The sequence below is a fragment of the Dickeya sp. ws52 genome (assembly GCF_007210685.1).
Classification (GTDB): Bacteria; Pseudomonadota; Gammaproteobacteria; order Enterobacterales; family Enterobacteriaceae; genus Dickeya; species Dickeya chrysanthemi.
Genome location: NZ_SZVX01000021.1, coordinates 14,488 through 40,958, shown reverse-complemented (window position 1 = coordinate 40,958; position 26,471 = coordinate 14,488). Strand labels below are relative to the sequence as shown.

Sequence of the window (26,471 nt, the reverse complement as noted above, 5' to 3'; positions counted from 1 at the left end):
ACGCACCTGTAACTTGAAGTATGACGGGGATGATGTCGGGTCGTTGCCCGATGACAACATGCGCTATCCCTGTATTCAAACATAGGCGTATTCCCGCCGATGGCAAGTTTGCCACCGGCGGGCGCTGCCGTTATCCGTGCGGGGCGATACGGCGCACCGGCGCATTCTGGCGGTTTTCCCACAGCGCGGTCAGGCCGCGTTGCAGGGCGATGAACACAAACAACAGCACGCCGATGGCGATCTTGGTCCACCAGGAACTCAGCGTGCCGTCGAAATTGATGTAGGTCTGGATCAGCCCCTGAATCGCTACGCCGAACAGCGTGCCGAGCACGGTTCCGACGCCGCCGCTCAGCAGCGTACCGCCGATCACCACCGAGGCGATGGCATCCAGCTCGACGCCGACCCCGGCCAGCGCATACCCCGCCGAGGTATAAATGGAAAATACGATCCCGGCGAGGGTCGCAAGCCCGGTGGACAGCATATAAATGCGAAGGGTGGTGCTGCGGGTGGAAATGCCCATCAGATTAGCGGAGGTGCTGTTGCCGCCGATGGCGTAAACCTGATTGCCGAAGCGGGTATGGCGTGCCAGCACGATGCCGACGGCGACCACCATCAACATCAGCAGCCCCATGGCGCTAAGCCGACCGCCGCCGGGGATGGTCCACGCCAGGCTGGAGAGCGTTTCATAGATCGGGTGGTTGATCGGCAGCGATTCTTTCGACACCAGATAACTGGCGCCGCGCAGAAAGAACATCCCCGCCAGCGTGATAATAAACGCCGGGATTTTTAACGCATCGATGAGTAGCCCCATGAACGCGCCAAAAGCACATCCCATCAGCAGGATCAACGGGAACGCCACCAGCGGCGACAGCCCCCACACGCCGATGGCTTTGGCAAGAAACACGCCGGTAAACGCGATCACCGATCCGACGGACAGATCGATGCCGCCGGAGAGGATCACAAAGGTCATGCCGACGGCGATGATGCCAAGAAAGGCGTTATCGGTAAGAATGTTGCAAATCACCCGGGTGGAGGCAAAGCCCGGAAATTGCGTCAGGCAGTACAGGTAGCCCAGCACGAAGACCGCCAACGTGATCATCAGCGGCAGGTTACGCTTTACCATGATGTCCAGCTCCTTTCAGCAAGGCCATGAAACGCGGCGACTGGACGACCAGTACGCACAACACCACGATGGCTTTCACCACCTGATTCAGTTCCGGCGGGAAACCAGACAACAGAATGCCGGTGTTCATGCCTTGAATAATCAGCGCGCCCACCACCGACAGCACCAGATTGAAGCGCCCGCCCATCAGCGAGCCGCCACCGATCACCACCGCGAGAATGGCGTCCAGCTCCAGCCACAGACCGGCGTTGTTGGCGTCGGCTCCGCGGATATCGGCGGTGACGATCACCCCGGCGATGGCGGCACATAGCCCGCTCAGCATGTAAGTCATCGTGACCATGATGCGGGTGCTGACCCCGGCGTTTTTCGCCGCCCGAATATTGATCCCCACCGATTCAATAAACAGCCCCAGCGCGGTGCGCCGCACCAGCAGCCAGAACAGAATCAAGGTGACCAGCGCGATGATCACCGGCGTGGGAAACCAGAACAGCGAACCGCTGCCGAGCCAGGCCAGCGGTGGCGAGTTGAACGTGACGATTTGCCCGGCGGTGATCAACTGAGCGATACCACGCCCGGCCACCATCAAGATCAAGGTCGCGACGAACGGCTGGATCTTCAGAACCGCCACCAGAATACCGTTCCACAGTCCGGCCAGCATACCGACGCCGAGTGCGGCCAGCAGCACCATCGCCAGGCTGTAGCCCTGCACGGTGAGCGACGCCGCCACCGCGCCGGCGATTGCCATAATGGCGCCGACCGACAGGTCAATCCCACCGGTGGCGATCACCAGCGTCATGCCGATCGCCAGCAACGCCACCGGCGCTGCCCGGTTGAGAATATCGATGGGGCTGCCGAACAGGCGGCCGTCCTGCACCACGATTTGGAAAAAGTGGCTGGCGACCAGGCTGTCTACCAGCAACACCAGCACCAGCGCGGCAATCTGCGGCGTACCTTGTGATAACCGCAGCGCCGGCCAGCGAAACGGGCGCTTATCGGAGCCCGGCTTGATCAGTGATCGAGGCATCACCCTGCTCTCCTTATGCCGCGATGGCATTCATGATGGCGGAAACGGATAGCTGGTCGAGCGGGATTTCCGCCACCTGCTGCCGGTCACGCATAATCAGCACCCGGTCGGCGTACCCCACCAGTTCCTCCAGTTCGGACGAGATCACCAGCAGCGCCAGCCCGTTGGCGCACAGGCTTTCGATCAACCGGATGATTTCGGCGTGGGCGCCGACGTCGATGCCGCGCGTCGGTTCATCGAGGATCAGGAATTGTGGTTTGGTCAGCAGCCAGCGGGATAGCAGCACTTTCTGTTGATTGCCGCCGGACAGTAATTCGATGGGTTGCTCGGAACTCGGCGTGCGGATGCCAAGCTGGCGGATGAACCGCTCGGCGATGGCTATCTGTTCCCGGCGCGGGATCGGCCGTAGCCAGCCGCGCTGCGCCTGCAACGCCAGAATAATATTTTCCCGCACGGAGGCGGCGGCGATGATGCCGTCGGTTTTACGATCTTCCGGGCAAAAGCCGATGCCAAGGCAGGATGCCTGATGCGGCGAGCGCAGCGTCTGCGGTTTGCCTTTGATCACCGCTTCGCCGCGATCGGCCGGTTTGATGCCGAAGATCACTTCGGCGGTTTCCGTGCGCCCGGAGCCCAGCAACCCGGCGAGGCCGACGATTTCACCCGGTCGTACCGCCAGTTCAAACGGTTCAATCACGCCTTTTTTGCCGTAGCCTGTGAATTCCACCACCGGCTTGTCGCTCAGCAGCGTGCGCCCGGCGCGTTGCAGCGCGTTTTGTTCCAGTTCGCGCCCCAGCATCATTTTCACCAGTTCTATTTGCGGCAGTGAGGCGGTATCGCGGGTGCCGACGAACGCGCCGTTGCGCAGCACGGTGATGCGGTCGGTCACCTGATAAACCTGGTCGAGAAAATGGGTGACGAAGATCAGGCTGACGCCCTGATCGCGCAACTGACGCATCAGGGTGAACAGCATCTCCACTTCCTGCGTGTCGAGGCTGGCGGTGGGTTCATCAAGGATCAATACCTTGGCGGAAAGATCGATAGCGCGGCAGATGGCGACGATTTGCTGCATTGCTACCGAAAAGCGGTTCAGTGGTTCGCGCACATCCAGCTCGAAACCGTAGGAAGACATCAGCGCCGCCGCGCGTTTTTCCATCTCGGCGCGTTGCAATAATCCGAAGCGCCGGGGTTCGCGGCCGATAAACAGGTTATCCGCCACCGACAAATTGGGCAGCAGATTCACTTCCTGATACACCGTGCCGATCCCCAGTTGCTGGGCGTGGGCGGTATTTTTCGGCGAGATAGACTGCCCTTCAAGGTAAATCGCGCCGGCATCCCGTTGATACACCCCGGTGAGCGTTTTGATCAATGTGGATTTCCCTGCGCCGTTTTCCCCCAGCAGCGCCATGATTTCACCACGCCGCAGGCTGAAATCGACGTTGTCGAGCGCTTTTACACCGGGAAAAAATTTGCTCAGCCCTTCCGTACGCAGGATGTCCTGGTTGTCGAAATTGTTCATGGGATTCCCCCTCACAAAACCGGCAATGTCCTGCCACGGCAGTGGCAGGACGGAGATGACGATAAACGATCAATATCCCATGTTCTTTTTCTTATCGAGCTCGGTCTGTGCGCTGTCGGGTTTGAACAAGGTGGAGGGGGTCAGAATCAGTTTGGCCGGCAATGTGCCATCCTTTTTATATTTTTCCAGCGCGTCAAACGCCGGTCCTGCCATATTGGGGGTTAGCTCGACCGAAACATTGGCTTCACCGGCCAGCATGGCGCGGAAAATATCCGGTACGCCGTCAATCGAACCGGTCAGAATATCTTTTCCCGGTTTTAACCCGGCTTCCTTAATAGCCTGAATAGCACCGATCACCATATCGTCGTTATGGGCGAAAACCATGCAGATATTCTTGCCGTTATTTTCTGACTTAATAAAACTTTCCATTACCTGCTTGCCGCCGCTGCGGGTAAAATCGCCGGACTGGGAACGGATAATTTTAATATTGGGTGTTTTGGCGATAGCGCTTTCAAAGCCTTTTTTACGGTCAATGGCGACGCTGGCACCGACGGTGCCTTCTAACTGCACGACATTACAGTTTTTACCGTTTTCATTGTTAATCAGCCACTCGCCAATTAATGCTCCTTCCTTGATATTGTCGGCACGTACGGTGGTGAGATACAGCGAGTCATCTTTGACGTCGATACCGCGGTCCAGCAGGATCACCGGGATTTTGGCTTCTTTGGCTTCTTTCAGCACCGGCTCCCAGCCGGTCGCCACGACGGGGGCAATGAAAATAGCATCCACCCCTTGTGCGATAAAGGAACGTACCGCCTTGATCTGGTTTTCCTGTTTTTGCTGAGCATCGGCTATTTTCAGGTTAATACCGCGCGCTTTTGCCTGTTCTTTCGCGACCGTGGTTTCCGCCGCGCGCCAGCCTGATTCCGAGCCGACTTGAGAAAATCCCACCGTTAACGGCGCGGCCAGCGCGACCGATGACAAGGACGCACACACAGCTGAAGCTAAAATGACGCGTTTCCACATAAAAGTGTCCTCTCTGGTTATCATTGGCTATCGGTTTTTCATTCTTGGGGATAACGGTGTTATTCGGTATTCAGGATTGCCCCGATCCTGGGGTACGGCAGGCGGGGGGATTTTTCCTCTGCTAAACGCTCATAACAAAACAGTAGTTTTTGCCGCCGGAAGAGGGTCAGGGCGTATTCGCTGATCTTATGGATAAAATAGCCGTCAGCGAAGAATCTGTGACCCCACGCAAATATTGTTTTAGGTCATTTTTTCACAACGGGAGAGGACGGCCTGGCTTTCTATTAACGACGTCATTTTTTAATAAGGGTATTGATTAAGACTGAATAAATATAACGACTATCGGCTGATTTCCCGATGGTCTGTTTTATTTTTCAGGAATGCACCCGGAATATGGATATTTAAGGTGTCCCTGATGGTTCGCTCCAGCATCAGGTAAAGAATACGTCATACGAATAGTGTATTTTTCTTATGTCTACTGACGGATGTGGGCGGGTTTTATTGCACGGCATTACTGACAATAAATATAGATTTTTATTATTATCAATAAAATTCATTACACTATTTTTATATATGCTCGCGTATAATTCCCTTCGTGACTAAAAGTGATTAGATTTTTAAAAACAATTGGTTATTGTTTTTTGTGTTATGCATCGGGATGTGACTCATTGAAAGTAGCGGTTGAGAGAGGCGAGAAGAGGGGTGTTTTGGGGCTTTCGTCCTGGTCCTATTTTTTAATGTTCAATAAAACGTTAATGTTCGCTTAACTTTCGGACGATAAAATCTGTGTGTAATGAGTGAATGTCTGATCGATGAATGTGCGGTGGAACCATGAGGTTGCTTGACATGTTGACGTAGGAGGTTGTTATGTTCGAACAGATTACTGTTTATTTGGCGATTCTGGCCGTGATTGTTGTACCGGGATTTCTGGCCGCATTTCTAAGCCCCAAATGGGATGACTGAATCCATGCTAACCCAGTCTGATATCACACGCCCCGCCTGAATATAATGGCTTCATGCGGGGCGTGTCGTTTTAGTCGGCACGTTTTGGCTACTGCCCTTTTACTTCACCTTTTCCGAGCGCCTGCACGCTATTACCCAGCGCATCGGTCGCGTTCATATCCGCCCCTTTTTCCTGCAACGCTTTGAGAATTTCCGTGCGCTGAAACAGCGATGCATACATTGCCGCCGTTTGCCCGACGTTATTGCGGGTATCCGGATTACATGTTGCATTCAGCAATAAGTGGGCAATCTTTAGTTCACCTTTAAATACGGCGCCCATCAGTGCGGTATTACCGCGATTATCTTGCAGGCAAGGGTCGGCGCCGCGGTTGAGCAACAGCGATACGGTATCGTAATAGCCGTGATAAGCCGCCAGAATGACGGCGGTGTAGCCTTTTTCATCCCGGGCATTGAGGTTGTAGCCCGCGTCGGCAAATTCCTGAATGACGGCGTTGTTGCCGGTGCGGGCGGCATCCCATAAATATTGGTTGAGCTGGCTTTTTATCTGCTGCTCATTCGCCCTTGGCGGTGTGGCTGTCGCGATGTGCGAGGCCGGCGGCGTTACCGGCAGCGCCGCTGGCTGTGCCTGTGCGGTTGCCTGCGTGAACGCCAGTAAGCAAAAAAGAACATGAATCGGTTTCATGACGACGACTCCCTTGTCATTATCGCCGCCCGGATGAGGGCGCCGGGCGGCGATATTCCCTTAGTCGGCCAGTTTGCCGGCCAGTGACTGCACTTTACTCAGGTCACCTTTGGCGACGCTGGTCAGGCGAGTCCCGTAGGTTGCATCAGCCTTATAGAAGTAAGAAAGCATGATGGTTTTACTTTCGGTATCGGCCATCGCCAGTGCGGACCCAAGGCTTTGCACCAGATCATCCTGATCTTTTTTACTGTACGAGCGATAGAGTTCGCCGGTCTGTTTGAAATTCTGCTCTTTCTGGATTTTACGCTGCTGCGTGGTGCCGTTCAGCGGCGTCTGGCTGTAGCGGGCGGAAGCCAACTCTTCGCGTGGATACAGCCGGCTTGGCTGGTAATTAACGCCTTTGTCTTGCGTATGACCGCTATTCAGGCTGCCATCCTGATTGATATTATTGGCTTTTTTCAGCGGAGCATTGATAGGCAAGCTCAGGCCGTTAGCGCCCAGGCGGTACATTTGGGTATCGGCGTAGGAGAACAGGCGGCCTTGCAACAGCCGATCTTCAGACGGTTCGATACCCGGAACCAGGTTGGCCGGCGCCATGGCAACTTGCTCGGTTTCCTGGAAGAAGTTGTCCGGATTCTTGTTCAGCACCATCTGGCCGATTTTACGTTCCGGTACGCCGGGCCAGATTTTGGTGGCATCCAGCGGGTTGAAATCAAATTTAGCCAGATCGTCCGGCGTCAGCACCTGGATGTAAAGATCCCACTTCGGGTAGTCGCCACGGTTGATAGCCGCGACCAGATCGTTGGTCATGTGGCTGTAATCCTTGCCCTGAACGTCCTCTACCTGTTTGGGATCGAGATTTTTCACGCCTTGCAGCGTCTTCCAGTGGAACTTGACGTAATGCACTTCACCTTTGGCATTAACCAGCTTGTAGGCATGAACGCCGTTGCCGTCCATGTTGCGATAACTGGCCGGCGTGCCTTCGTTGGAGTAGAGCAAGGTCAGGGTACGAATAGATTCCGGAACGTGAGAGAAGAAATCAAACCGGCGTCCGTCATTATCCTGATTGGTACGCGGGTCGGGTTTGAACGCGTGCACCATATCCGGGAATTTAATGGCGTCGCGAATGAAGAAAGTCGGGAAATTATTGCCTACCAGATCCCAGTTGCCTTGTGTGGTATAGAACTTGGTGGCGAAGCCGCGTGGGTCACGCAGGGTTTCCGGAGAGTGATTGCCGTGCACTACGCTTGAGAAACGTACGAATACGGGGGTTTCACTGCCTTTTTTGAACACCTGGGCGATAGTCAGATCCGAAATATCTTCCGTAGCGGTGAATTCCCCATGTGCGCCGGTGCCGCGGGCATGTACCACGCGTTCCGGAATACGTTCACGATCAAAACGTTGCAGCTTCTGCAACAGTTGGACATCTTGCAGTAAAACCGGGCCGTTGGGACCCGCGGTTTGCGAGTTTTGGTTGTCGCCCACCGGTGCGCCATTATCGCGGGTCAGGGTATCCGCCAATACCGGGGAGGCGATTAAGAGTGAAATGATGATCGCCAGCGGTTTTTTCCAGCCGGGGACACGATATGTGGAGGTGCGATTGCTCATAACTTTCCTCATCTTCCGTATGATTATTATCAACAATAGGGTTTGGTTATTGCTGTGATTCCATTGCACTGCTCGAAGCTATAAGCAGAGAAGATTCTCCATCAGAGACCTTGATAATACCGATGCCCTGTTGGTGAATGCGGTTTATCTATCGTTCGCTCCCTGTCGTCATGACGGGGTGTGAGAGGTTTCCGCTCATGGTCGGTAGTCTGGTTAACCGCCGCTGTTACTGGAGAGTCTCAACGCCTACAGCAACAGTGGCTACTTTACCGTTTTTGACAAAATGGATAACGGCAGTTGTTTCTATCGAATTAATAGGCATTCCCTGAGTAGGGAGTCGCTAAAAGGGTGAAGGCCGCCATAGACAAGGTTGAAAAACCGATAGCACCGGCCGCGACGGTGTTACTGCTGTTTGCATTACGCACGGGCCGGAAGAGGGGAAGGGAAGAAACACCCCTCGCCGTATGGCGAGATGTGTTGAAGCCTGCCGGCATAACGGTATAAAACGCACGACGAGCTATGCCGTCGTGCACATTGAGTGAAATACCCTATTTATACCCGTCATACTTCAAGTTGCAGGTGCGTTGGCTTTATTACTCGGCCCATCCTGGGGCCTCGCCCTTTCAGGGCCGCAGCAAGCTGCGTTCAAATCTGCTCCCGGCAGATTTGTCGCTCACCCCAGTCACTTACTTGAGTAAGTGACTGGGGATTCGCTGCGTTGCCGCCTTCCTGCAACTCGAATTATTTTGGGTATAGTGAAATATCCTACTTAGTTAAATACCATACCGCCGTCGATCAGCAACGCCTGGCCGGTCATGTAGTCGGAGTCAGGGCCGGCAAGGTAGGAGACGCAGGCGGCGACATCTTCCGGCTCGGACAAACGACCCAATGTGATGCGTTTGGCGAACTCGGCCGTGCCGTAGCCGAGCGGTTTGCCCGCCGCTTCGGAAATCTGGCGGTCAATCTCTTCCCACATTGGCGTTTTAACGATGCCTGGGCAGTAAGCATTGACGGTAATGCCCAGCGGCGCCAAATCGCGTGCAGCGGTTTGCGTCAGACCACGTACGGCGAATTTACTGGAGCTGTAAACCGCCAGTTCCGGGTTGCCGACGTGGCCTGCCTGGGATGCTGCATTGATAATTTTCCCGCCTTGCCCCTGAGCTTTAAACGCCTCCAGCGCAGCCTGTATGCCCCAGATGACGCCTTTCACGTTGATGTTGTATACCTTATCAACGATTTCCGGCGTGATATCTTCGATTAGCGTCGTCGGGGCGATACCGGCGTTATTGACGATCACGTGAAAGCCGCCCAGTTGTTTGTGCGCGGTACGAACCGCATGGAATACCTGGTCGCGGTCGGAGACATCCGCAATCAGTGCAATGGCGTTGCCGCCGTGCTGCCTGATTTCCTGCGCTACCTGGCCGGCGGTATCACCGTTATAATCCACGGCGGCGACGGCAAAACCGTCTTTTGCCAGACGAAGAGCAATGGCCCGGCCGATTCCCTGACCTGCGCCAGTGACCAATGCGACTTTTTGTTTCATGGTCTTTTCCTGTGTTGTGAATGAAAGAACAGCTTCTGCGGGCAGGCTAGCGCGTAGTAACGGGAATGAAAACTTATAGTAAATATCGAAGACTATCAGTTTAATAGACTAACTATTCTCACTTAAAAACAAATGTGCTGATGACATCTATAGACGGTGGTATTTTTGATTTTTTATGCTGCCGAAGAGAGATGTGGCATGTCGGGGGATCGCCGCTTAGGTGATAAAGATTGGTCTGGAGAAGGCGATAAACACAGTGTACCCTGCGAAGAACATCACCCGGGCCATGTCCCGCCGATATCTGTCTTATATGACTGTTTAAAAGCCGGTAACCATGAGCTACATCGATACCATCAAACACGAACTGGTTGGTTTTCTGAACGGATTGCCAATCTATCATCCGCTGGAGGACGTGACGGATTCTCCCTGGGGAGCGGATGATTTTTCATGTACGCCAGACAATTTGATTATCGGCGGCGGTGCGGGTGAGCACCCGGCGCTGGTGATCCATGAGTTGGGGGCGCTGGTTGCATCCTACCTGTTGCTATGCCTGCAAAAGCACAACGAGTTTTTCCCCGAACAGCCTGATCCGTTGCCGGAAATCTCGGTAGATCGACTGTATGAAATGGCGGAACGGCCGCGTTCGCTGGAGTTCTGCGGCTGGTCCATGAACCACGTCAAAGAGTTTGTCGATCTGGCCCGTTCACCGTTGCATCCCAACCCGCTAACGGAATTGGGCAGTGCCGAAGAGTGGATTGAACACTCTATCGGTGAATTCGTTTACTACTCGCTACCTGAACTGAATCCGTTCGATACGCAAATAGCGCTGTTACCCGGCATGGAGGGCTGGTTTCCCGGCTACTGGATGTGCAACGTAACCTGCCCGCCGCCAAACTATGTCAAAACGCGCAAGCAGTCGTTACAGTCTGGTTCGTTTCAGGATCACGGTTTTTTCCGCTGGGATTATCACTATCCTCCGGCGGAGTGAGTGGTTGCGTCTGCGGTGCCTGAGTGCGGTATAACATAAAAGACGCCTGAACCCGATGCTGGGAACAGTGACGATTTTGAGTGGATCAACGAGGTTAACGATGGTCAGTCTATCCCAGTGGTTGCCGTTTGCTGCGATTGCTTTAGGTCTGGTGCTGACACCCGGCCCGAATATGATTTACCTGCTCTCGCGCACGGTGTGCCAGGGGCGCAGAGCCGGTCTGGTATCGTTATCTGGCGTGGTGTTGGGTTTTTGTTCTATATGACATGACCGCTGCTTCCTACCTGCGCGTAGCCGTAACTTTGCGGCCTTTTTCCGTGGATTTCCCTCTGTCAGGTGATGTTATCCGCACCAAATTCGACTTACATCCTGCCAACCAACCTTACTGACGGATGACAGTTCTATACACTGGGGCTGGTAATGTTTGTCTCAACCCTTGTTGATGTTGTGTTATTCATCCCTGTCAGAGAGTAGTTTTTCCCGCCTTCGCTTAAGGCGGGATTTTTTTGTCTGCAGTACAGTATAGAAGGAGTAGCGCCTGGCTAAAAAGTCGCGCGGTAATCATTAAAACGCGGTAATCATTAAAACTAAGGTTGGCTTAATAGAGTGACGTTAGGCTGTATGCGTCCATACCCGTCATACTTCAAGTTGCAGGTGCGTTGGCTGCGTTCGTTCACCCGAATCACTTACCTGAGTAAGCTCATCGGGATTTACTCTCTTGCCGCGTTACAAGGCTCTTAACGAGCCTTGCCCTGTCGGGCCAACGCACTGCGTTGTTCAACACGCAAGCGTGTTGTCCTGCAACTCGAATTATTTTGGGTATATATTCACATTGATTGTATGTCCATACAGAGAAGGAATTCCATGAAGACTAAGTATCATTCATCTCAGATAGCATTGCACTGGCTGGCATTACTGTTGGTCGTAGTCACCTACGCCGCGATGGAACTGCGTGGTTTTGCTCCGCGTGGAAGTAGTGCTCGAGCATTAATGTCGACGATTCACTACAGTTGTGGTGTTTCCGTATGGGTGCTGATGATCCTGAGAGTGGTGCAGCGCTTTCGTTATCCGACCCCTCCCATCACCCCTCGACCGGATCGGTTGCTGGTGATCGCTTCCCATGCCGTACATGGCTTTCTGTATCTGATGTTTTTGGCGCTGCCGATATTAGGTGTGGTGGGAATGTACTACCGTGGCGCCGACTGGTCAGTATTCGGTATTGCGATGCCGATAGCGGCAGAGCCGAACGAAGACATGAAAGAAATTTTACTGAACATCCATGAGCTGATTGCCAATGCCGGCTATTTCCTGGTGGGGTTCCATGCCGTTGCTGCGCTGTATCATCACTATGTGGTGCGTGACGATACGCTATTGCGCATGATGCCTGACAAAAAATAATATCGTCGATATAACGACGACGGGCGGTAGGGCTTTCCTGCCGCCCGTTTTTTTATGTGCCGGAGCTAAGATTCAGGATGTTCCGCCATCTGTTTAAAACGCAGTAACGTCTTGTTTAACATCTCTTTAGGTAGCAGTTGAAACACCTGGCTGAGAGTTCTTCCCAGAATACCGCCGGGAGGATTGAACCGAATGCTGAGGGTGACTTCGGTACTCTCGCTGTTTGGGAGCGGCCGAAACGAGAGACTGCCTTCATTAGGAATTCTGGCGCCCGGCAATGAACGCCAGTAGATAAACTCGCCCGGCTGTTCATCCTCGATGCGTGCCTTCCATTCGATATACTGGCCGAAGGGGGCTTTCATTCTCCATAAAGAATCCGTACGGTTAATGATGTCAATATGGGCGACATGGTTCATCAATACGGGCAATGTTTGGGGGTTACGCCACAAATCAAATAGCACGTCAGCCGATCGGTGAATGATCAACGAACTGCTAAGCCGATCGGTGTGGCTATCCATCATGCCAGGTCCGCGTAAAAATGATGATGGCACGTTGTCTTCTCCCTTTAATGCCGAATGCAACAGACAATACCCCGCTATTGCCGTTAGTCATTACGGTACTGAACGTTTATCTGCAGCCGATTGTGGCGCGAGGTATCGTTATCTCTTCTGGCGAGTGTACGTGATGGCCGTGGAAACCTGCAAATGCGAGGAAATAAAAATCTGCTCAGGCTGCAGGATAGGGGGCACTGGTGCATCCGGGAGAATGCGCACATTCACAAAAACAAAGAATAATGGCTGATTTTTGGGCAGTCTGGCGGGTTTCTGTTACACTTTAACTTAGTGTTAATTGACTGCTGTGCCATGTTATTAGAGTAAGGAATTTTATTTTCGATGTTCATTCTTTTTTAGCCCATCTTTCTGATGGGCTTTTTGTTTATTATGATGGTCACGGCAAGTATTATTATTTGTGTTTGATTTTTTTCTGTCGTCATTATCACAGAAAAAATAGATTACATTCGTTTTTTTAAGGTTGATTTAATCTCTCTGGTGTAATTTTGTTTTCAGTCAATCTCATTGTAGTGCCAAACACCAGGGTTTTATTTATTATAAAGATGTTCCTTTTGCCCACCACTCGGTGGGCTTTCCTTTTTATGCGTCTGGACTGTTAATTCGTAAGAGTGCATATTGTTTATTCGCTGTGTGTTTCATTTCCACAAAATGAAACACTGTTCTCCAAAAAATTTTAATGATTTAGGTATTTTTTGGTTTTCCTAATGTTGGCTTAATATTAATGTCGTAGAATTTTTTTCAGGCGGAGGAAAACCGCCAACCTGTGTCTTCAGGATGCTTCATGCCAGAGAATAGTGTTTTTTGCCCACCTTGATGGTGGGCTTTTTTTTGAGAGTGATATACCCGTCATACTTCACGTTGCAAGTATGTTGGCTTTATTACTCGGCCCATCCCGGGGCCTTGCCCTGACGGGCCAACGCGTTGCGTTGTTCAAAACGCAGCGCGTTTTGTCCTGCAACTCGAATTATTTTGGGTATAAATGTGATTTCATCATAGTGTTTTTAATTAAATTTCGTTAGCGGTGATAAAACTAAGGTTATTTTAAGAAAAGAAAGCTAATTTATAACCAGGCAGTCAATGGACAACTGTCGTGCCAGTACTACTAAACCCTTGCTGTTGAGAAAATCAATAGCTTCGCCCACCTGTCGGTGGGCTTTTTTTTAGTATCATCGGTTCGATTCGCAATTTAAATAATTTAGCAGGGTACAATCATGCAGGGAAGTAAAAGTATTTTTCATCAGAGGTGATGTTAATGTGTTTATTTCCGATAAATAAAGCAGACATAATTGGTTTCGATCCCAAGAGTGTTATTTCCTTCTGGGATTCCGTTCCCATCAGGCCTGTCGGTTCAACTGACAGGCCTGCATTATTTTAGCTTCAAATACCATTGTTGAAGTGCACTATCGCCTGCCGACGATGACGGAGGAGCGGCCTTGTGTACAAACCCCAGGTGTCGGTAAAGCTGTATTGCCGGAGCATTATTATTCATGACGGTCAATGTCAGGCGGGATAAGCGAAGACGAGCGTCATTAATCAATGCACTCATTAGCTGGTAAGACGCACCGGTGCCGCGTAGCGATTCGGCAACGTAAACACCCCAGATCGTGCCTTCTTCATCATCGTTTACGCTGTAAGCGGCAATGCCGCCTAATGCATAACCAGACGTAAACACGCCCCATATATGGTTATGTTCCAGTCGGGCCAGGAACAGGCTATCGGGTTCGGCCTGCTCTTTTTGCCAATTGCTGCCGAAAGCGTGAGCTGCGTTCAGCAGGCCTTCCAGCCTGATACGCCGCAATTCAGCAAGGTCGTCGGGGGAGAGCTTACGAATAATCATTGCGGTGTTCTGCAGTTGTACCAATAAAAAAGCCCCGAGGCGGGGCATGCATGTCGTAAAAAACGCTATCACCGTTATTATTGTGTGTCGAGCATATACCGATACGATGACGATAATACGACAGTCTGTTGCGTTATGTTGCGTGCGACTTCGCATTCCTGTGATGCAAGAACGTGGAGAAAGGAAAAATACTACCCCGAGGAAGACGGCGACCATTACTATTGAGCGGTGATAAATGAGGTGCGATAGATAAAACGGGATACCGTAATGACAGAAACAGACATATTGCGACTGAGCGAACAGTTAGGCGAGCGCCTGAAGGCGCATCAGGCAAAAATAACCTGTGCTGAATCTTGCACCGGTGGCTGGCTGGCAAAGGCTATTACCGATGTCGCGGGAAGCTCGGCATGGTTTGATTATGGCTTTGTTACTTACAGTAATCAGGCGAAGCAAATGCTTATCGGCGTACAGGAAAAGACGCTGGCCGAGTTTGGTGCGGTGAGCCGCGAAGTGGTCGCTGAAATGGCAACGGGGGCGCTGAGTCGCGCCGGTGCGGATATCGCCGTATCCGTCAGCGGGATTGCAGGGCCCGACGGGGGATCGCCAGATAAACCGGTCGGTACCGTATGGTTCGGTTTTTGTGATAAAGCGGGCAACCGTGCAGCCCTGCGTATGCAGTTTGAGGGTGATCGCCGCGACGTTCGTCTGCAGGCCGTCGCTTTTGCTCTGCAGACGCTGCTGGAGAGATTTTTATAAAATGGGCTTGATGCTGTATGAGTATACAGTATAATGCGTGCATCGGTTCGGTGAATCATGAATAAGCAACGGCGTAGAGGCAGCGGCAGGCTGCGCGACAGGAGTAAAAATGGCTATTGATGAGAACAAACAAAAGGCACTGGCGGCGGCGCTGGGCCAGATCGAAAAACAATTCGGTAAAGGTTCTATCATGCGTTTGGGCGAAGATCGCTCAATGGATGTTGAAACGATCTCCACTGGCTCCTTGTCGCTCGATATCGCACTGGGTGTTGGCGGTCTGCCAATGGGGCGTATTGTCGAAATCTATGGTCCGGAATCTTCCGGTAAAACGACGCTGACATTGCAGGTTATTGCCGCAGCGCAGCGTGAAGGAAAAACCTGTGCATTCATCGATGCGGAACATGCTCTGGACCCTATCTACGCCAAGAAACTGGGCGTTGATATCGATAATCTGCTGTGTTCCCAGCCCGATACCGGCGAACAAGCGCTGGAAATTTGTGATGCGCTGGCTCGTTCCGGTGCCGTGGATGTGATTATCGTCGACTCTGTCGCTGCTTTGACTCCAAAAGCAGAGATCGAAGGGGAGATCGGTGATTCACACATGGGGCTGGCTGCGCGCATGATGAGCCAGGCGATGCGTAAATTGGCTGGTAACCTGAAGCAATCTAATACCCTGCTGATTTTCATCAACCAGATCCGTATGAAAATTGGCGTGATGTTCGGTAACCCGGAGACCACAACCGGTGGTAATGCCCTGAAATTCTATGCTTCCGTCCGTCTCGATATTCGTCGTATCGGTTCAATCAAGGAAGGTGAAGAAGTCGTCGGGAGTGAAACCCGGGTTAAGGTTGTGAAGAACAAAGTGGCTGCTCCGTTCAAACAGGCCGAGTTCCAGATTCTGTATGGTGAAGGGATTAATACCTTCGGTGAGTTGGTAGACCTGGGCGTCAAATACAAACTGATTGAGAAAGCTGGCGCCTGGTACAGCTATAACGGCGACAAGATTGGTCAGGGTAAGGCGAATGCCTGTAATTTCCTGAAAGAAAATCCGGCTATTTCCGCTGAGCTGGATAAGAAGTTGCGCGAATCACTGTTGCATAAAGACAATGACGCGGTGCCGACTATCAGTGGTGAAAGCGCAGAGTACGACGAAGCTGCGGCAGGTGAACTTAACGACGATTTTTAATCGTCGGCGTTGTGCAGGCAGCATATTCTCAGGATAACAGGTATGCCTAACATACTCCGCTATGTAATGAATGTGCTGGCTGTACGGGATCACAGTGAAATGGAATTACGTCGCAAGATTGCGATGTATTTGCAAGCAAATCCTGAGTGTGATGGTGCAGATGCCTGTTCTGCGCCATCCGAAATTCATACCCAAATCGAGCAGGCGATAGCAAGCTGCAAACAACAAGGGTGGCTGGATGATGGGCGCTATGCCCAGCGTTATATCAGCAGTCGCTGTCGTAAAGGATACGGTTCTCAGCGTATCTGTGTCGAACTCAGCCAGCGCGGCATTGATAAATCCATCCAGCGTATGGCGCTTCAATCTTGTGATATTGACTGGTATTCGCAGGCGAAGACCGTCGCGGACCGTAAATTCGGCTCCCCTTTGCCGACGAATTGGCAGGAGCGAGCCAAAGTTCAGCGCTATTTGCTTTATCGCGGCTTTTCCCACGACGAAATTCAGTCGGTATATATGAATTTTTCCGATTGAACGCATACGGGATTTTACTTCCCCCCGAAGAAAATTTATCTTATTCCCACTTTTTTGTTCGCGTTTGGCTCGGTCACGTCCGTATGTTGCACCCACCTTGCCCGCGACTGTTCTTTTAGCTTGATTTCAGGACAATTATGAGCAAGAGCACCGCTGAGATCCGTCAAGCGTTTCTCGACTTTTTCCATAGTAAAGGACATCAGGTTGTCGCCAGTAGTTCACTGGTGCCAAACAATGACCCCACGCTGCTGTTTACCAATGCCGGGATGAACCAGTTCAAGGATGTGTTCCTGGGGCTGGATAAACGTAACTATGTACGCGCTACGACGTCTCAACGTTGTGTCCGTGCCGGCGGTAAACATAACGATCTGGAAAATGTGGGTTACACTGCGCGCCATCACACCTTCTTCGAAATGCTGGGTAACTTCAGCTTCGGTGATTATTTTAAACGCGACGCCATTATTTATGCCTGGGAACTGTTAACCAGCTCTGAATGGTTTGGGTTGCCCAAGGAAAAATTATGGGTCACGGTTTATGCCACCGATGATGAAGCCTATGACATTTGGGCTAATGAGGTAGGTGTGCCGCACGAGCGTATCATCCGCATCGGGGACAATAAAGGTGCGCCGTATGCGTCGGATAACTTCTGGCAAATGGGTGATACCGGCCCTTGTGGTCCGTGCTCTGAAATTTTCTACGATCATGGCGATCACATCTGGGGCGGACCTCCAGGAAGCCCGGAAGAAGACGGTGATCGCTATATTGAGATTTGGAACCTGGTATTCATGCAGTTCAACCGACAGGCTGACGGTACAATGCTGCCGTTGCCGAAACCCTCGGTTGATACCGGCATGGGACTGGAACGTATTTCCGCAGTTCTGCAACATGTCAATTCCAACTACGACATCGATTTGTTCAGTACGTTGATTGCTGAAGCCGCCCGTGTGGTAGGAACCGATGATCTGAACAATAAATCGTTACGCGTTATCGCCGACCACATCCGTTCTTGCGCGTTTCTGATCGCAGATGGCGTGATGCCGTCGAATGAAAACCGCGGTTATGTATTGCGTCGCATTATCCGCCGCGCTATTCGCCACGGTAATATGCTGGGTGCGAAGGAAACCTTTTTCTATAAGCTGGTGGGGCCGCTGATTGATGTTATGGGGTCTGCCGCCGAAGAACTGAAACGCCAGCAGAGCCTGGTTGAACAAGCGCTTAAGAACGAAGAAGAGCAGTTCGCCCGCACGCTGGAGCGCGGCTTGCTGTTACTGGATGAAGAGATTAAGCAGCTTAAGGGCGATACGTTGAGTGGTGAAGCGGCATTCCGCCTCTATGATACCTATGGTTTCCCGGTTGATTTGACGGCGGATGTTTGCCGTGAGCGTAATCTGAAAGTTGATGAGGCCGGTTTTGAGCGTGCGATGGAAGCTCAACGCCAGCGTGCGCGTGATGCCAGCGGTTTCGGTGCTGATTACAACAGCCTGATTCGGGTCGATGAGTCGACAACGTTCTGTGGCTATGAGCGTACCGAACAGCAGTCTACGGTTGTGGCGATTTACCGTCAGGGTGAATCCGTGCAGGAAATTCAGGCGGGTGACGATGCGGTTGTGATCCTGAGCGAGACACCGTTCTATGGTGAATCGGGTGGACAGGTTGGCGACCAGGGGACGTTGGTTTCGGCCGCCGCTCGTTTTTCTGTTGTCGACGCGCAGAAATATGGTCAGGCTATCGGGCATGTCGGTTCATTGGTTCAGGGCGTTTTGCGGGTCAACGACAAGGTGGATGCGGCAGTGGATCATGTTCGCCGCGATCGTATTCGTTTGAACCACTCTGCGACCCATCTGCTGCACGCCGCTTTGCGTCAGGTCTTGGGCGACCATGTGGCGCAGAAAGGCTCTTTGGTCAATGACAACTACCTGCGTTTTGACTTCTCTCATCCGGAAGCGATGAAACCGGAGCAGATTCGTCAGGTAGAAGATATCGTCAATACCCAGATTCGTCGCAATTTGCCGGTAGACACAGACGTAATGGCGCTGGATGCGGCCAGAGCGAAAGGTGCAATGGCGCTCTTTGGCGAGAAATACGACGAGCAGGTTCGTGTGTTATCAATGGGTGATTTTTCCATTGAGTTGTGTGGCGGTACACATGCCCGTCGTACTGGCGATATCGGTCTGTTCCTGATTGTGTCTGAATCAGGTACGGCTGCCGGTGTTCGCCGTATTGAGGCTGTGACCGGCGAGAATGCCATTGTTGCCTTACACCAGCAAAGTGATGTGCTGCATGAAGTAACACAGTTGGTGAAGGGGGATAGCAACAATCTGGCCGATAAAGTCCGTTCTTTGCTGGAGCGTACTCGTGGGCTGGAAAAAGAATTGCAGCAGTTGAAGGAACAACAAGCCGCTCAGGAAAGCTCTTCATTGTCTGGCAAGGCAAAAGATATCAACGGCGTAAAACTGCTGGTGACGCAGCTAAACAACGTTGAACCTAAACTGCTGCGCACGATGGTTGATGATCTGAAGAACCAACTGGGTTCCGCGGTGATCGTGCTATCGACGGTAGCTGACGGCAAGGTCAGCTTGATCGCGGGTGTAACCAAAGAATTGACCGATCGCGTCAAAGCGGGTGAGTTGGTTGGTTTTGTGGCAAACCAGGTCGGTGGCAAGGGCGGGGGACGTCCGGATATGGCTCAGGCAGGCGGTAGTGATGTTGATGCGTTGCCATCGGCGCTGACCAGCATTGAAGCCTGGGTGGTTGATAAGCTATAAATACTAAATACGTGTTATCTAGGCAAAAACGTCATGACTAAGCGTAGTTTTGGCGTTTTTGGCTTGCGGTAAGGATTGCCGCAAACAAGACTGATGAATAGGCCATCTGTGGCGTGTCGTAGATGGCCTTTAACGCGATGTCTGGTTGTGATAACAAAAAGCGCAAGCTGTCTTATATCGACTAAACTGAACACTAGTAACAAACAATGAGTGCGATGATGAGACATTTTCGTCATCCAGGTTTACGTCTTCCCTAACCATGATGGATAATGACGGGAGAACAGAGAGACCTGACTCTTTATAATCTTTCAAGGAGCAAAGAATGCTTATTTTAACTCGTCGAGTTGGCGAAACCCTCATGATCGGCGATGAGGTCACGGTTACCGTACTAGGAGTAAAGGGCAATCAGGTCCGTATCGGTGTGAATGCACCGAAAGAAGTATCTGTACATCGTGAAGAGATTTACCAGCGTATTCAGGCAGAGAAGTCTCAGCCTACCTCCTACTGAATTGAATAGCGTCTCGTATCGGCGAGGCGCTGTTGTTCGTATTTTTTATCTGCTCCCGTGTTTCTGTTTTCTGCCAGTAAATGGTTGCCCTGATGTTTGTTGTTGTGAATGGGAATAACTGGTTGTTTTATTGGCGATAAAACATGCTTTTTGTTGTTAATCTGTTCTGGTTGGGTGCGAAGTGTTCAAACGGAACTGATATCGGAAAAATTGTTTGACTTATAAGACCGGGAAAGTAATATGTGCGCCACGCAGACAGGTGAGCGCTGAATGAGAAAAAATTCAGTGATTACAAGTCGGCAAGGTGAGGTGGCCGAGAGGCTGAAGGCGCTCCCCTGCTAAGGGAGTATGCGGTCAAAAGCTGCATCGAGGGTTCGAATCCCTCCCTCACCGCCATTAATATGCATCCGTAGCTCAGCTGGATAGAGTACTCGGCTACGAACCGAGCGGTCGGAGGTTCGAATCCTCCCGGATGCACCATTCTTATTGTCATATCTTCTTCATCTTCATTCACTGTTAATCAATCTGCTACAGAAACTCGCGTATTCCTGCGGTGTTGTAAATCTATTTCACTGTTTTTTATAAGCTTATTGAGTAAGCGACAACGTTTTTACTTTGCGCTAAAGTAATCGTCTCTTTTCGATGGGTACGGAATCATGATGTACGATCGCTATCAAGGCCTCATATTTGACATGGATGGCACCATTCTTGATACGGAACCAACCCATAGCAAGGCCTGGCTGCAGGTGCTGGCAAGGTACGGTATGAGTTATGACAGCGATGCCATGGCCGCACTGAATGGTGCACCGACCTGGCGTATTGCCGAGGTCATTATCAATCAGCACCAGTCTGATCTTGATCCTCATGTGCTGGCGGCAGAAAAAGCCTCTCTGACTGAAACCATGCTAATGGATACGGTACAACCGTTGCCCTTGATCGAGGTGGTCAAGGCATACCATGGCCGTCGACCGATGGCTGTTGGTACGGGAAGTACACACGGCCTGGCGGAGCGTTTGTTACGCCATCTCGGCTTACGTGAGTATTTTTCTGCATTAGTCGGTGCCGACGATGTACAACGCCATAAGCCATTTCCTGATACGTTTCTGCGTTGTGCCGCATTAATCCAGGTGGTTCCTGAGCATTGTATTGTGTTCGAGGATGCTGATTTTGGCATCCAGGCAGCTACCAGTGCCGGTATGGCAGTGGTTGACGTCAGAACATTGTGAGTGAGTTCTGGGCAGTATTTTCTTTGTTCTGGAGCAGTTTCCTGAGTGCTACGTTGTTGCCGGGCAGTTCGGAAGTTGTTCTGGTGTCGTTATTATTAACCCACAGCGCCAGCCCGCTATTGCTGGTTTTTATTGCCTCTATCGGCAATACGCTAGGGGGAATGACCAATATTATTATTGGGCGTCTGGCGCCTGAAATTAAGCTGCAAAAAGGATTAAACACTGCACGTTACTGGCTGCAGCGTTATGGTACGGCTGCACTCTTGTTTAGCTGGGTGCCGGTAGTCGGCGATATATTGTGTGTACTGGCCGGATGGCTGAGGATGCCGTGGGCCAGTTCAATAATCTGTATTTTTATCGGAAAAGCGGTGCGTTACCTGATAATCACAGGTGTGACGCTGAAATGGACGATGGGAGCCGGGTGAGTTGTAATGACGATAGTTGCCCCCATATACCTTAATTAACATAACTACATCTTCATAGCGGGAGGTCAATTTGATCCCGGACGTATCAAAGGCGCTGTCCTGGCTGGAAAAAAATCCTCAGTCTGTAGCAGGGATCCAGCGTGGTATTGAGCGTGAAACACTGCGTGTGATGGCAAATGGGCATCTCGCGACTACTGGGCACCCGGAGAAACTGGGGGCTGCGCTAACCCACCCCTGGATTACGACGGATTTTGCTGAGGCGCTACTGGAGTTCATTACGCCGGTTGATAAGGATGTCGATCACCTTCTCACCTTTTTGCGTGATATTCATCGCTATGTCTCGCGTCATTTGGGTGATGAGCGTATGTGGCCGTTGAGTATGCCTTGCTTTATCGGAGCAGAGCAGGATATCGAACTGGCGCAGTATGGTTCATCGAACATTGGCCGCTTCAAAACGCTGTACCGCGAAGGCTTGAAGAATCGCTACGGAGCATTGATGCAGACCATTTCTGGTGTGCATTATAATTTTTCACTGCCGTTAGCATTTTGGCAAACCCGTGACGGTATTAGTGATGCCATCACCGGCAAGGAAGTCATTTCCGCCGGTTATTTTCAACTGATTCGTAATTACTACCGCTTTGGCTGGGTCATTCCCTATCTATTTGGGGCCTCTCCCGCCATCTGTTCTTCTTTCCTGCAAGGGAAAGAAACTCACCTGCCGTTTGAGCGTTCTAAAGGAATGCTTTATCTGCCGTATGCGACATCGTTACGCTTGAGCGATTTGGGGTATACCAATAAGTCGCAGAGCAATCTTGGGATTACCTTCAATAGTCTGGAAGGTTATGTTTCGGCACTGAAAAAAGCGATACGTACGCCTTCAGAAGAGTATGCCAACATTGGTCTCAAGAACGATGGACGTTATCTGCAGTTGAATACCAACGTGTTGCAGATTGAAAATGAATTGTATGCGCCGATTCGTCCCAAGCGAGTGACCCGCCCAGGCGAATCGCCTTCTGATGCGCTGCTGCGCGGCGGTATTGAGTATATTGAAGTACGCTCGCTGGATATCAATCCATTTTCGGCTACGGGTGTCAGCGCTGAGCAGGTTCGGTTCCTTGATCTGTTCCTTATCTGGTGCGCGCTGGCCGATGCGCCGGAAATGAGCGAAGCCGAATTGCTGTGTACACGTAAAAACTGGAACCAGGTCATTTTAGAAGGGCGCAAACCGGGGCAGACGATAGGAATGGGGTGTGATACGGCACGTCAGCCTATTGCTGAGGTTGGCCGAGCGCTATTTGCTGACTTAAGGCGTGTTGCAGAATTGTTGGATCAGGGACAGGCGAAGCCGTATTATCAGCAGGTTTGTGACCAGTTGGTTGAAGGATTTTATGATCCGGAAAAAACCTTCTCGGCCCGTATTCTGGCGATGATGCTGGAACATGGCAGCGGTGGCGTCGGTCTTCAGCTATCTGAACAATACCGCAAACAACTGCTGCAAGAGCCCCTGGAGGTACTGTCTGAAACTCAATTTGCCCTGGAGTGTGAACGTTCATGGCAGCACCAGCGTCAGCTCGAATCTGAGGATACATTGAGTTTTGAGGCTTATCTGGCCGGGCAGTGAATGCGATATAAAAGAAAATGCCACCCGATTGTCACCGGGTGGCTAAAGAAACATCTCTGATAATAGGGATGATGATAATAAATGCGCGTCTTTCATATGTTATGACCGGTATCGGTAAAAAAAGTTTCCTGGAAACGAGAAATAAATTTTTCATGAGGAGGTGGCAATATGCCATTACTGGATAGTTTTACTGTCGATCATACTCGTATGGCTGCACCTGCTGTTCGAGTGGCCAAAACCATGACAACCCCTCATGGTGATACGATTACCGTGTTTGATCTGCGTTTCTGTCGTCCTAACTATGAGATCATGCCTGAACGCGGTATTCATACGCTGGAGCATTTGTTTGCCGGCTTTATGCGTGATCACCTCAACGGAGAGGGTGTGGAAATTATTGATATCTCTCCTATGGGGTGCCGTACCGGCTTCTACATGAGCTTGATTGGTACGCCGGAAGAGCAACGCGTTGCCGATGCCTGGAAAGCGGCGATGGCTGATGTCCTGAACGTCACTGATCAGCGTAAAATTCCAGAGCTGAACGAATATCAGTGCGGTACGTATGAGATGCATTCCCTGACTGAAGCGCAGGATATTGCTCGCCATATTTTAGATAGTGATGTTCTCGTTAATAAAAACGACGATTTGGCCTTGCCGAAAGACAAACTGGCTGAGTTGCACATCTAAGCAACGTAAAGCCTATCGCTGTAAAAAAAGAGAGCTTCGCTCTCTTTTTTTGTGTCCGCTTTTGTGTCCGCAGTATTCCAGGCGAGAGATAGCGATCGTCATTGGGCCAGGAAGTTCTGGATTACCCGGCTGCCAAAGTAGGAAAGCGTCAGCAGCAACGCGCCGATAAGGTTGAACCAGACAATCCGTCGTCCGCGCCAGCCTTCATGGTAGTGTCCCCAAAGCAGAAGAATGTAAACAAACCATGCCAGCAGCGAGAACAGCGCTTTATGCAGATTCTCTTTATTGCTGAGCAAGTCATTCATATAGATTAGCCCGGTGCATAGCGTCAACGTTAATAAAATGACGCCAACCTGGGTGATGTGGAACATCTTGCGCTCGATACCCAGTAATGGCGGCATGTCGGCGGCAAAACCCAGTTTCTTGGTTTTCAGCATGTAATCCAGCAACGCCAGTTGCAGCGCATACAACGCGGCGATCATCAGTGTGGCATAAGCAAACAGCGCCAGACCGATGTGTACCATCAAGCCCGGCATCGCTTCGAGGTGGGTGATAAATTCGCCGGGCATAAAGCTGGCAAACGCCAGATTAATGAAGGCAAAGGTATAGACGATAGGCAACAGGAACCAGCCGCGATTGCGCGATGCCACAACGGTCATTACGGTACAGATAATCAGGCTTATCAGAGAGCCAATATTTAACAGGCTCAGGTTTTGACCGGCCTGCACATCGAAAATACGCTGATACAAGGCCACTGCATGGCAGACCAGGGCGATCGTGGCGGATACTACTGCCAGACGGCGGTAGGTTCCGTTTTTTCGCACCAGACTGGGAATAATCAAGCCCAGACTGAGGAAATAGGCCGCTAAAGCTACAATGGCGAACACAGACATAGCGATGGGTTATTCGATATCAACTGAGTAAAATGAAAGGTCAGTATAGCCGGAGTCGCCACCGTCACCAACCAGTTATCCGTGCCGTCGCACGCAGATTGGTCTGGCTTTCGTGTTATACTCTTCGCCATTCGCGTCGCGGTAGCGGCCAGTTTCACATTGAGCATGAGATATGTTTGAAAATTTAACCGATCGACTATCGCGCACTCTGCGCAATATCAGCGGCCGTGGGCGGCTGACGGAAGACAATATCAAGGATACGCTGCGTGAAGTCCGTATGGCGCTGCTGGAAGCCGATGTGGCGCTGCCGGTGGTGCGTGATTTCATTAACCGCGTCAAAGAGCAGGCGGTAGGTCATGAAGTCAACAAGAGCCTGACGCCGGGGCAGGAATTCGTCAAGATTGTCCAGAATGAGCTGGTGGCCGCCATGGGCGAGGTCAACCAGGCGCTTAATCTGGCTGCCCAGCCGCCAGCGGTAGTGCTGATGGCGGGTCTGCAAGGGGCGGGTAAAACCACCAGCGTTGGTAAGTTAGGTAAATTCCTGCGCGAAAAGCAGAAGAAGAAAGTGCTGGTTGTCTCGGCGGACGTGTATCGCCCGGCGGCGATTAAGCAGTTGGAAACGCTGGCGCAAACCGTCGGTGTTGACTTCTTTCCTTCGGAAGCACATGAAAAGCCGATTGATATCGTCAATCGCGCGCTACAGCATGCCAAACTGAAGTTCTACGATGTTCTGCTGGTGGATACCGCCGGTCGTCTGCATGTCGATGACGCCATGATGGACGAAATCAAGCAGGTACATGCGTCGATCAATCCGGTAGAAACCCTGTTTGTGGTTGACGCCATGACCGGTCAGGATGCGGCGAATACGGCCAAAGCATTTAACGAAGCGTTGCCGTTGACCGGGGTGATCCTGACCAAAATCGATGGTGACGCTCGCGGTGGTGCCGCACTCTCCATCCGCCATATCACGGGTAAACCGATCAAGTTCTTAGGTGTCGGTGAGAAGACCGATGCGCTGGAGCCTTTCTACCCAGACCGTATCGCTTCGCGCATTCTTGGTATGGGCGATGTGCTCTCGCTGATTGAGGAGCTGGAAAGCAAGGTCGACCGTTCTCAGGCTGAAAAACTGGCCAAGAAACTGAAGAAAGGTGATGGTTTTGATCTGACCGATTTCCTGGATCAGCTCAAGCAGATGCGCAACATGGGCGGCATGGCCAGCATGATGAGCAAATTGCCCGGTATGGGGCAGATCCCGGATAACGTAAAATCGCAGATGGATGACAAGGTGTTGGTGCGGATGGAGGCTATCATCAACTCCATGACGCAACAGGAGCGCGCCAAACCGGAAATCATCAAAGGTTCACGTAAGCGCCGCATCGCGATGGGTTCGGGTATGCAGGTGCAGGACGTCAACCGGCTGTTGAAACAGTTTGATGATATGCAGCGCATGATGAAAAAGATGAAGAACGGCGGTTTGGCCAAGATGATGCGCGGCATGAAAGGAATGATGCCGCCGGGTTTTCCGGGCCGTTAAGTCGGGGCGCATGACCTCGGCAGAAAAGTCGATGGTGCGAACGCATGGTTTTAGATTGCTTT

General features: G+C 51.5%; 23 protein-coding genes, 2 tRNA genes and 1 pseudogene. 16 read left to right on the top strand and 10 right to left on the bottom strand.

Annotated features, from left to right (window positions below):
• Positions 1–130: 130 nt before the first annotated feature.
• The 4 genes from yjfF to ytfQ all read right to left on the bottom strand — a co-directional run bounded on the left by yjfF (position 131) and on the right by ytfQ (position 4,689).
• On the bottom strand, positions 131–1,123 hold the full coding sequence (yjfF, locus tag FDP13_RS17895; protein WP_143840054.1) for a galactofuranose ABC transporter, permease protein YjfF: 993 nt from the start codon (positions 1,121–1,123) through the stop codon (positions 131–133).
• On the bottom strand, positions 1,110–2,147 hold the full coding sequence (gene ytfT / locus FDP13_RS17890; protein ID WP_143840053.1) for a galactofuranose ABC transporter, ATP-binding protein YtfT: 1,038 nt from the start codon (positions 2,145–2,147) through the stop codon (positions 1,110–1,112). Before ytfT ends, yjfF begins: the two co-directional genes overlap by 14 nt.
• 13 nt (positions 2,148–2,160) lie before the next feature.
• Positions 2,161–3,663 (bottom strand): galactofuranose ABC transporter, ATP-binding protein YtfR, encoded by a 1,503-nt coding sequence (gene ytfR / locus FDP13_RS17885; protein WP_143840052.1) that lies wholly within the window; start codon positions 3,661–3,663, stop codon positions 2,161–2,163.
• 69 nt (positions 3,664–3,732) lie between these two features.
• A complete protein-coding gene (ytfQ, locus tag FDP13_RS17880; protein ID WP_143840051.1) occupies positions 3,733–4,689 on the bottom strand; it encodes a galactofuranose ABC transporter, galactofuranose-binding protein YtfQ in 957 nt (318 codons plus the stop codon).
• 867 nt (positions 4,690–5,556) lie between these two features.
• On the opposite strand from ytfQ, the gene mgtS reads away from it, so the two are divergent.
• Positions 5,557–5,652 carry a protein MgtS gene (gene mgtS, locus FDP13_RS17875; RefSeq protein ID WP_012768723.1) on the top strand — a complete coding sequence of 32 codons (96 nt, stop codon included), beginning with the start codon at positions 5,557–5,559 and terminating at the stop codon, positions 5,650–5,652.
• 88 nt (positions 5,653–5,740) lie between these two features.
• Here mgtS and FDP13_RS17870 read toward each other — a convergent pair whose 3' ends face one another.
• From FDP13_RS17870 to FDP13_RS17855, 3 genes are all read right to left on the bottom strand, one after another.
• A complete protein-coding gene (locus tag FDP13_RS17870; protein WP_143840050.1) occupies positions 5,741–6,334 on the bottom strand; it encodes an ankyrin repeat domain-containing protein in 594 nt (197 codons plus the stop codon).
• Positions 6,335–6,394: 60 nt separating this feature from the next.
• A complete protein-coding gene (gene katB, locus FDP13_RS17865) occupies positions 6,395–7,942 on the bottom strand; it encodes a catalase KatB (protein WP_033575741.1) in 1,548 nt (515 codons plus the stop codon).
• 769 nt (positions 7,943–8,711) lie between these two features.
• Positions 8,712–9,485: a (S)-acetoin forming diacetyl reductase gene (locus tag FDP13_RS17855; protein WP_012768726.1), complete on the bottom strand. Its 774-nt coding sequence runs from the start codon at positions 9,483–9,485 to the stop codon at positions 8,712–8,714.
• A 334-nt stretch (positions 9,486–9,819) separates the two neighbouring features.
• Here FDP13_RS17855 and FDP13_RS17850 point away from each other — a divergent pair, with 334 nt between their 5' ends.
• From FDP13_RS17850 to cybB, 3 genes and pseudogenes are all read left to right on the top strand, one after another.
• On the top strand, positions 9,820–10,473 hold the full coding sequence (locus FDP13_RS17850; RefSeq protein ID WP_027711175.1) for a hypothetical protein: 654 nt from the start codon (positions 9,820–9,822) through the stop codon (positions 10,471–10,473).
• A 100-nt stretch (positions 10,474–10,573) separates the two neighbouring features.
• Positions 10,574–10,726: pseudogene (locus tag FDP13_RS17845) on the top strand (LysE family translocator); the annotation flags it as partial.
• 611 nt (positions 10,727–11,337) lie between these two features.
• Positions 11,338–11,871, top strand: coding sequence for a cytochrome b561 (gene cybB / locus FDP13_RS17840; protein ID WP_012768729.1), 534 nt, complete (start codon positions 11,338–11,340; stop codon positions 11,869–11,871).
• Between the two features lie 65 nt (positions 11,872–11,936).
• On the opposite strand, the gene FDP13_RS17835 is transcribed toward cybB, so the two are convergent.
• A complete protein-coding gene (locus FDP13_RS17835) occupies positions 11,937–12,392 on the bottom strand; it encodes an SRPBCC family protein (RefSeq protein ID WP_012768730.1) in 456 nt (151 codons plus the stop codon).
• Between the two features lie 1,417 nt (positions 12,393–13,809).
• Entirely contained in the window at positions 13,810–14,280 is a 471-nt protein-coding gene (locus tag FDP13_RS17830) for a GNAT family N-acetyltransferase (protein WP_143840049.1), read from the bottom strand.
• Between the two features lie 267 nt (positions 14,281–14,547).
• On the opposite strand from FDP13_RS17830, the gene pncC reads away from it, so the two are divergent.
• The 11 genes from pncC (at position 14,548) to luxS (ending at position 23,982) form a co-directional block, all read left to right on the top strand.
• Positions 14,548–15,036 carry a nicotinamide-nucleotide amidase gene (pncC, locus tag FDP13_RS17825; RefSeq protein ID WP_143840048.1) on the top strand — a complete coding sequence of 163 codons (489 nt, stop codon included), beginning with the start codon at positions 14,548–14,550 and terminating at the stop codon, positions 15,034–15,036.
• Positions 15,037–15,145: 109 nt separating this feature from the next.
• On the top strand, positions 15,146–16,222 hold the full coding sequence (recA, locus tag FDP13_RS17820) for a recombinase RecA (RefSeq protein ID WP_027711179.1): 1,077 nt from the start codon (positions 15,146–15,148) through the stop codon (positions 16,220–16,222).
• A gap of 42 nt (positions 16,223–16,264) precedes the next feature.
• On the top strand, positions 16,265–16,753 hold the full coding sequence (gene recX, locus FDP13_RS17815) for a recombination regulator RecX (protein WP_033577835.1): 489 nt from the start codon (positions 16,265–16,267) through the stop codon (positions 16,751–16,753).
• 137 nt (positions 16,754–16,890) lie between these two features.
• Positions 16,891–19,518 carry an alanine--tRNA ligase gene (gene alaS, locus FDP13_RS17810; protein WP_143840047.1) on the top strand — a complete coding sequence of 876 codons (2,628 nt, stop codon included), beginning with the start codon at positions 16,891–16,893 and terminating at the stop codon, positions 19,516–19,518.
• Positions 19,519–19,840: 322 nt separating this feature from the next.
• Positions 19,841–20,026: a carbon storage regulator CsrA gene (gene csrA / locus FDP13_RS17805; protein ID WP_005972168.1), complete on the top strand. Its 186-nt coding sequence runs from the start codon at positions 19,841–19,843 to the stop codon at positions 20,024–20,026.
• Between the two features lie 303 nt (positions 20,027–20,329).
• Positions 20,330–20,422, top strand: a tRNA-Ser gene (locus tag FDP13_RS17800).
• A 7-nt stretch (positions 20,423–20,429) separates the two neighbouring features.
• Positions 20,430–20,506 (top strand) — tRNA-Arg (locus tag FDP13_RS17795).
• Positions 20,507–20,685: 179 nt separating this feature from the next.
• Positions 20,686–21,252: a fructose-1-phosphate/6-phosphogluconate phosphatase gene (gene yqaB, locus FDP13_RS17790; RefSeq protein ID WP_012768736.1), complete on the top strand. Its 567-nt coding sequence runs from the start codon at positions 20,686–20,688 to the stop codon at positions 21,250–21,252.
• Positions 21,249–21,677 (top strand): YqaA family protein, encoded by a 429-nt coding sequence (locus FDP13_RS17785; protein WP_143840046.1) that lies wholly within the window; start codon positions 21,249–21,251, stop codon positions 21,675–21,677. The genes yqaB and FDP13_RS17785 overlap by 4 nt, the downstream gene beginning before the upstream one ends.
• Before the next feature lie 70 nt (positions 21,678–21,747).
• On the top strand, positions 21,748–23,298 hold the full coding sequence (gene gshA, locus FDP13_RS17780; protein WP_143840045.1) for a glutamate--cysteine ligase: 1,551 nt from the start codon (positions 21,748–21,750) through the stop codon (positions 23,296–23,298).
• A 168-nt stretch (positions 23,299–23,466) separates the two neighbouring features.
• The gene (gene luxS, locus FDP13_RS17775) at positions 23,467–23,982 is read left to right on the top strand and encodes an S-ribosylhomocysteine lyase (protein ID WP_033577839.1); all 516 of its coding nucleotides are present in this window, start codon (positions 23,467–23,469) and stop codon (positions 23,980–23,982) included.
• A gap of 98 nt (positions 23,983–24,080) precedes the next feature.
• On the opposite strand, the gene FDP13_RS17770 is transcribed toward luxS, so the two are convergent.
• Positions 24,081–24,875 (bottom strand): inner membrane protein YpjD, encoded by a 795-nt coding sequence (locus FDP13_RS17770; RefSeq protein WP_033577840.1) that lies wholly within the window; start codon positions 24,873–24,875, stop codon positions 24,081–24,083.
• A 172-nt stretch (positions 24,876–25,047) separates the two neighbouring features.
• Here FDP13_RS17770 and ffh point away from each other — a divergent pair, with 172 nt between their 5' ends.
• The gene (ffh, locus tag FDP13_RS17765; protein WP_012768741.1) at positions 25,048–26,409 is read left to right on the top strand and encodes a signal recognition particle protein; all 1,362 of its coding nucleotides are present in this window, start codon (positions 25,048–25,050) and stop codon (positions 26,407–26,409) included.
• Positions 26,410–26,471: the final 62 nt, after the last annotated feature.

Coding starts and splice junctions, on each gene's coding strand:
- yjfF (WP_143840054.1), bottom strand. CDS start 1,123: ATGGTAAAGCGTAACCTGCCGCTGATGATCACGTTGGCGGTCTTCGTG.
- ytfT (WP_143840053.1), bottom strand. CDS start 2,147: ATGCCTCGATCACTGATCAAGCCGGGCTCCGATAAGCGCCCGTTTCGC.
- ytfR (WP_143840052.1), bottom strand. CDS start 3,663: ATGAACAATTTCGACAACCAGGACATCCTGCGTACGGAAGGGCTGAGC.
- ytfQ (WP_143840051.1), bottom strand. CDS start 4,689: ATGTGGAAACGCGTCATTTTAGCTTCAGCTGTGTGTGCGTCCTTGTCA.
- mgtS (WP_012768723.1), top strand. CDS start 5,557: ATGTTCGAACAGATTACTGTTTATTTGGCGATTCTGGCCGTGATTGTT.
- FDP13_RS17870 (WP_143840050.1), bottom strand. CDS start 6,334: ATGAAACCGATTCATGTTCTTTTTTGCTTACTGGCGTTCACGCAGGCA.
- katB (WP_033575741.1), bottom strand. CDS start 7,942: ATGAGCAATCGCACCTCCACATATCGTGTCCCCGGCTGGAAAAAACCG.
- FDP13_RS17855 (WP_012768726.1), bottom strand. CDS start 9,485: ATGAAACAAAAAGTCGCATTGGTCACTGGCGCAGGTCAGGGAATCGGC.
- FDP13_RS17850 (WP_027711175.1), top strand. CDS start 9,820: ATGAGCTACATCGATACCATCAAACACGAACTGGTTGGTTTTCTGAAC.
- cybB (WP_012768729.1), top strand. CDS start 11,338: ATGAAGACTAAGTATCATTCATCTCAGATAGCATTGCACTGGCTGGCA.
- FDP13_RS17835 (WP_012768730.1), bottom strand. CDS start 12,392: ATGATGGATAGCCACACCGATCGGCTTAGCAGTTCGTTGATCATTCAC.
- FDP13_RS17830 (WP_143840049.1), bottom strand. CDS start 14,280: ATGATTATTCGTAAGCTCTCCCCCGACGACCTTGCTGAATTGCGGCGT.
- pncC (WP_143840048.1), top strand. CDS start 14,548: ATGACAGAAACAGACATATTGCGACTGAGCGAACAGTTAGGCGAGCGC.
- recA (WP_027711179.1), top strand. CDS start 15,146: ATGGCTATTGATGAGAACAAACAAAAGGCACTGGCGGCGGCGCTGGGC.
- recX (WP_033577835.1), top strand. CDS start 16,265: ATGCCTAACATACTCCGCTATGTAATGAATGTGCTGGCTGTACGGGAT.
- alaS (WP_143840047.1), top strand. CDS start 16,891: ATGAGCAAGAGCACCGCTGAGATCCGTCAAGCGTTTCTCGACTTTTTC.
- csrA (WP_005972168.1), top strand. CDS start 19,841: ATGCTTATTTTAACTCGTCGAGTTGGCGAAACCCTCATGATCGGCGAT.
- yqaB (WP_012768736.1), top strand. CDS start 20,686: ATGTACGATCGCTATCAAGGCCTCATATTTGACATGGATGGCACCATT.
- luxS (WP_033577839.1), top strand. CDS start 23,467: ATGCCATTACTGGATAGTTTTACTGTCGATCATACTCGTATGGCTGCA.
- FDP13_RS17770 (WP_033577840.1), bottom strand. CDS start 24,875: ATGTCTGTGTTCGCCATTGTAGCTTTAGCGGCCTATTTCCTCAGTCTG.
- ffh (WP_012768741.1), top strand. CDS start 25,048: ATGTTTGAAAATTTAACCGATCGACTATCGCGCACTCTGCGCAATATC.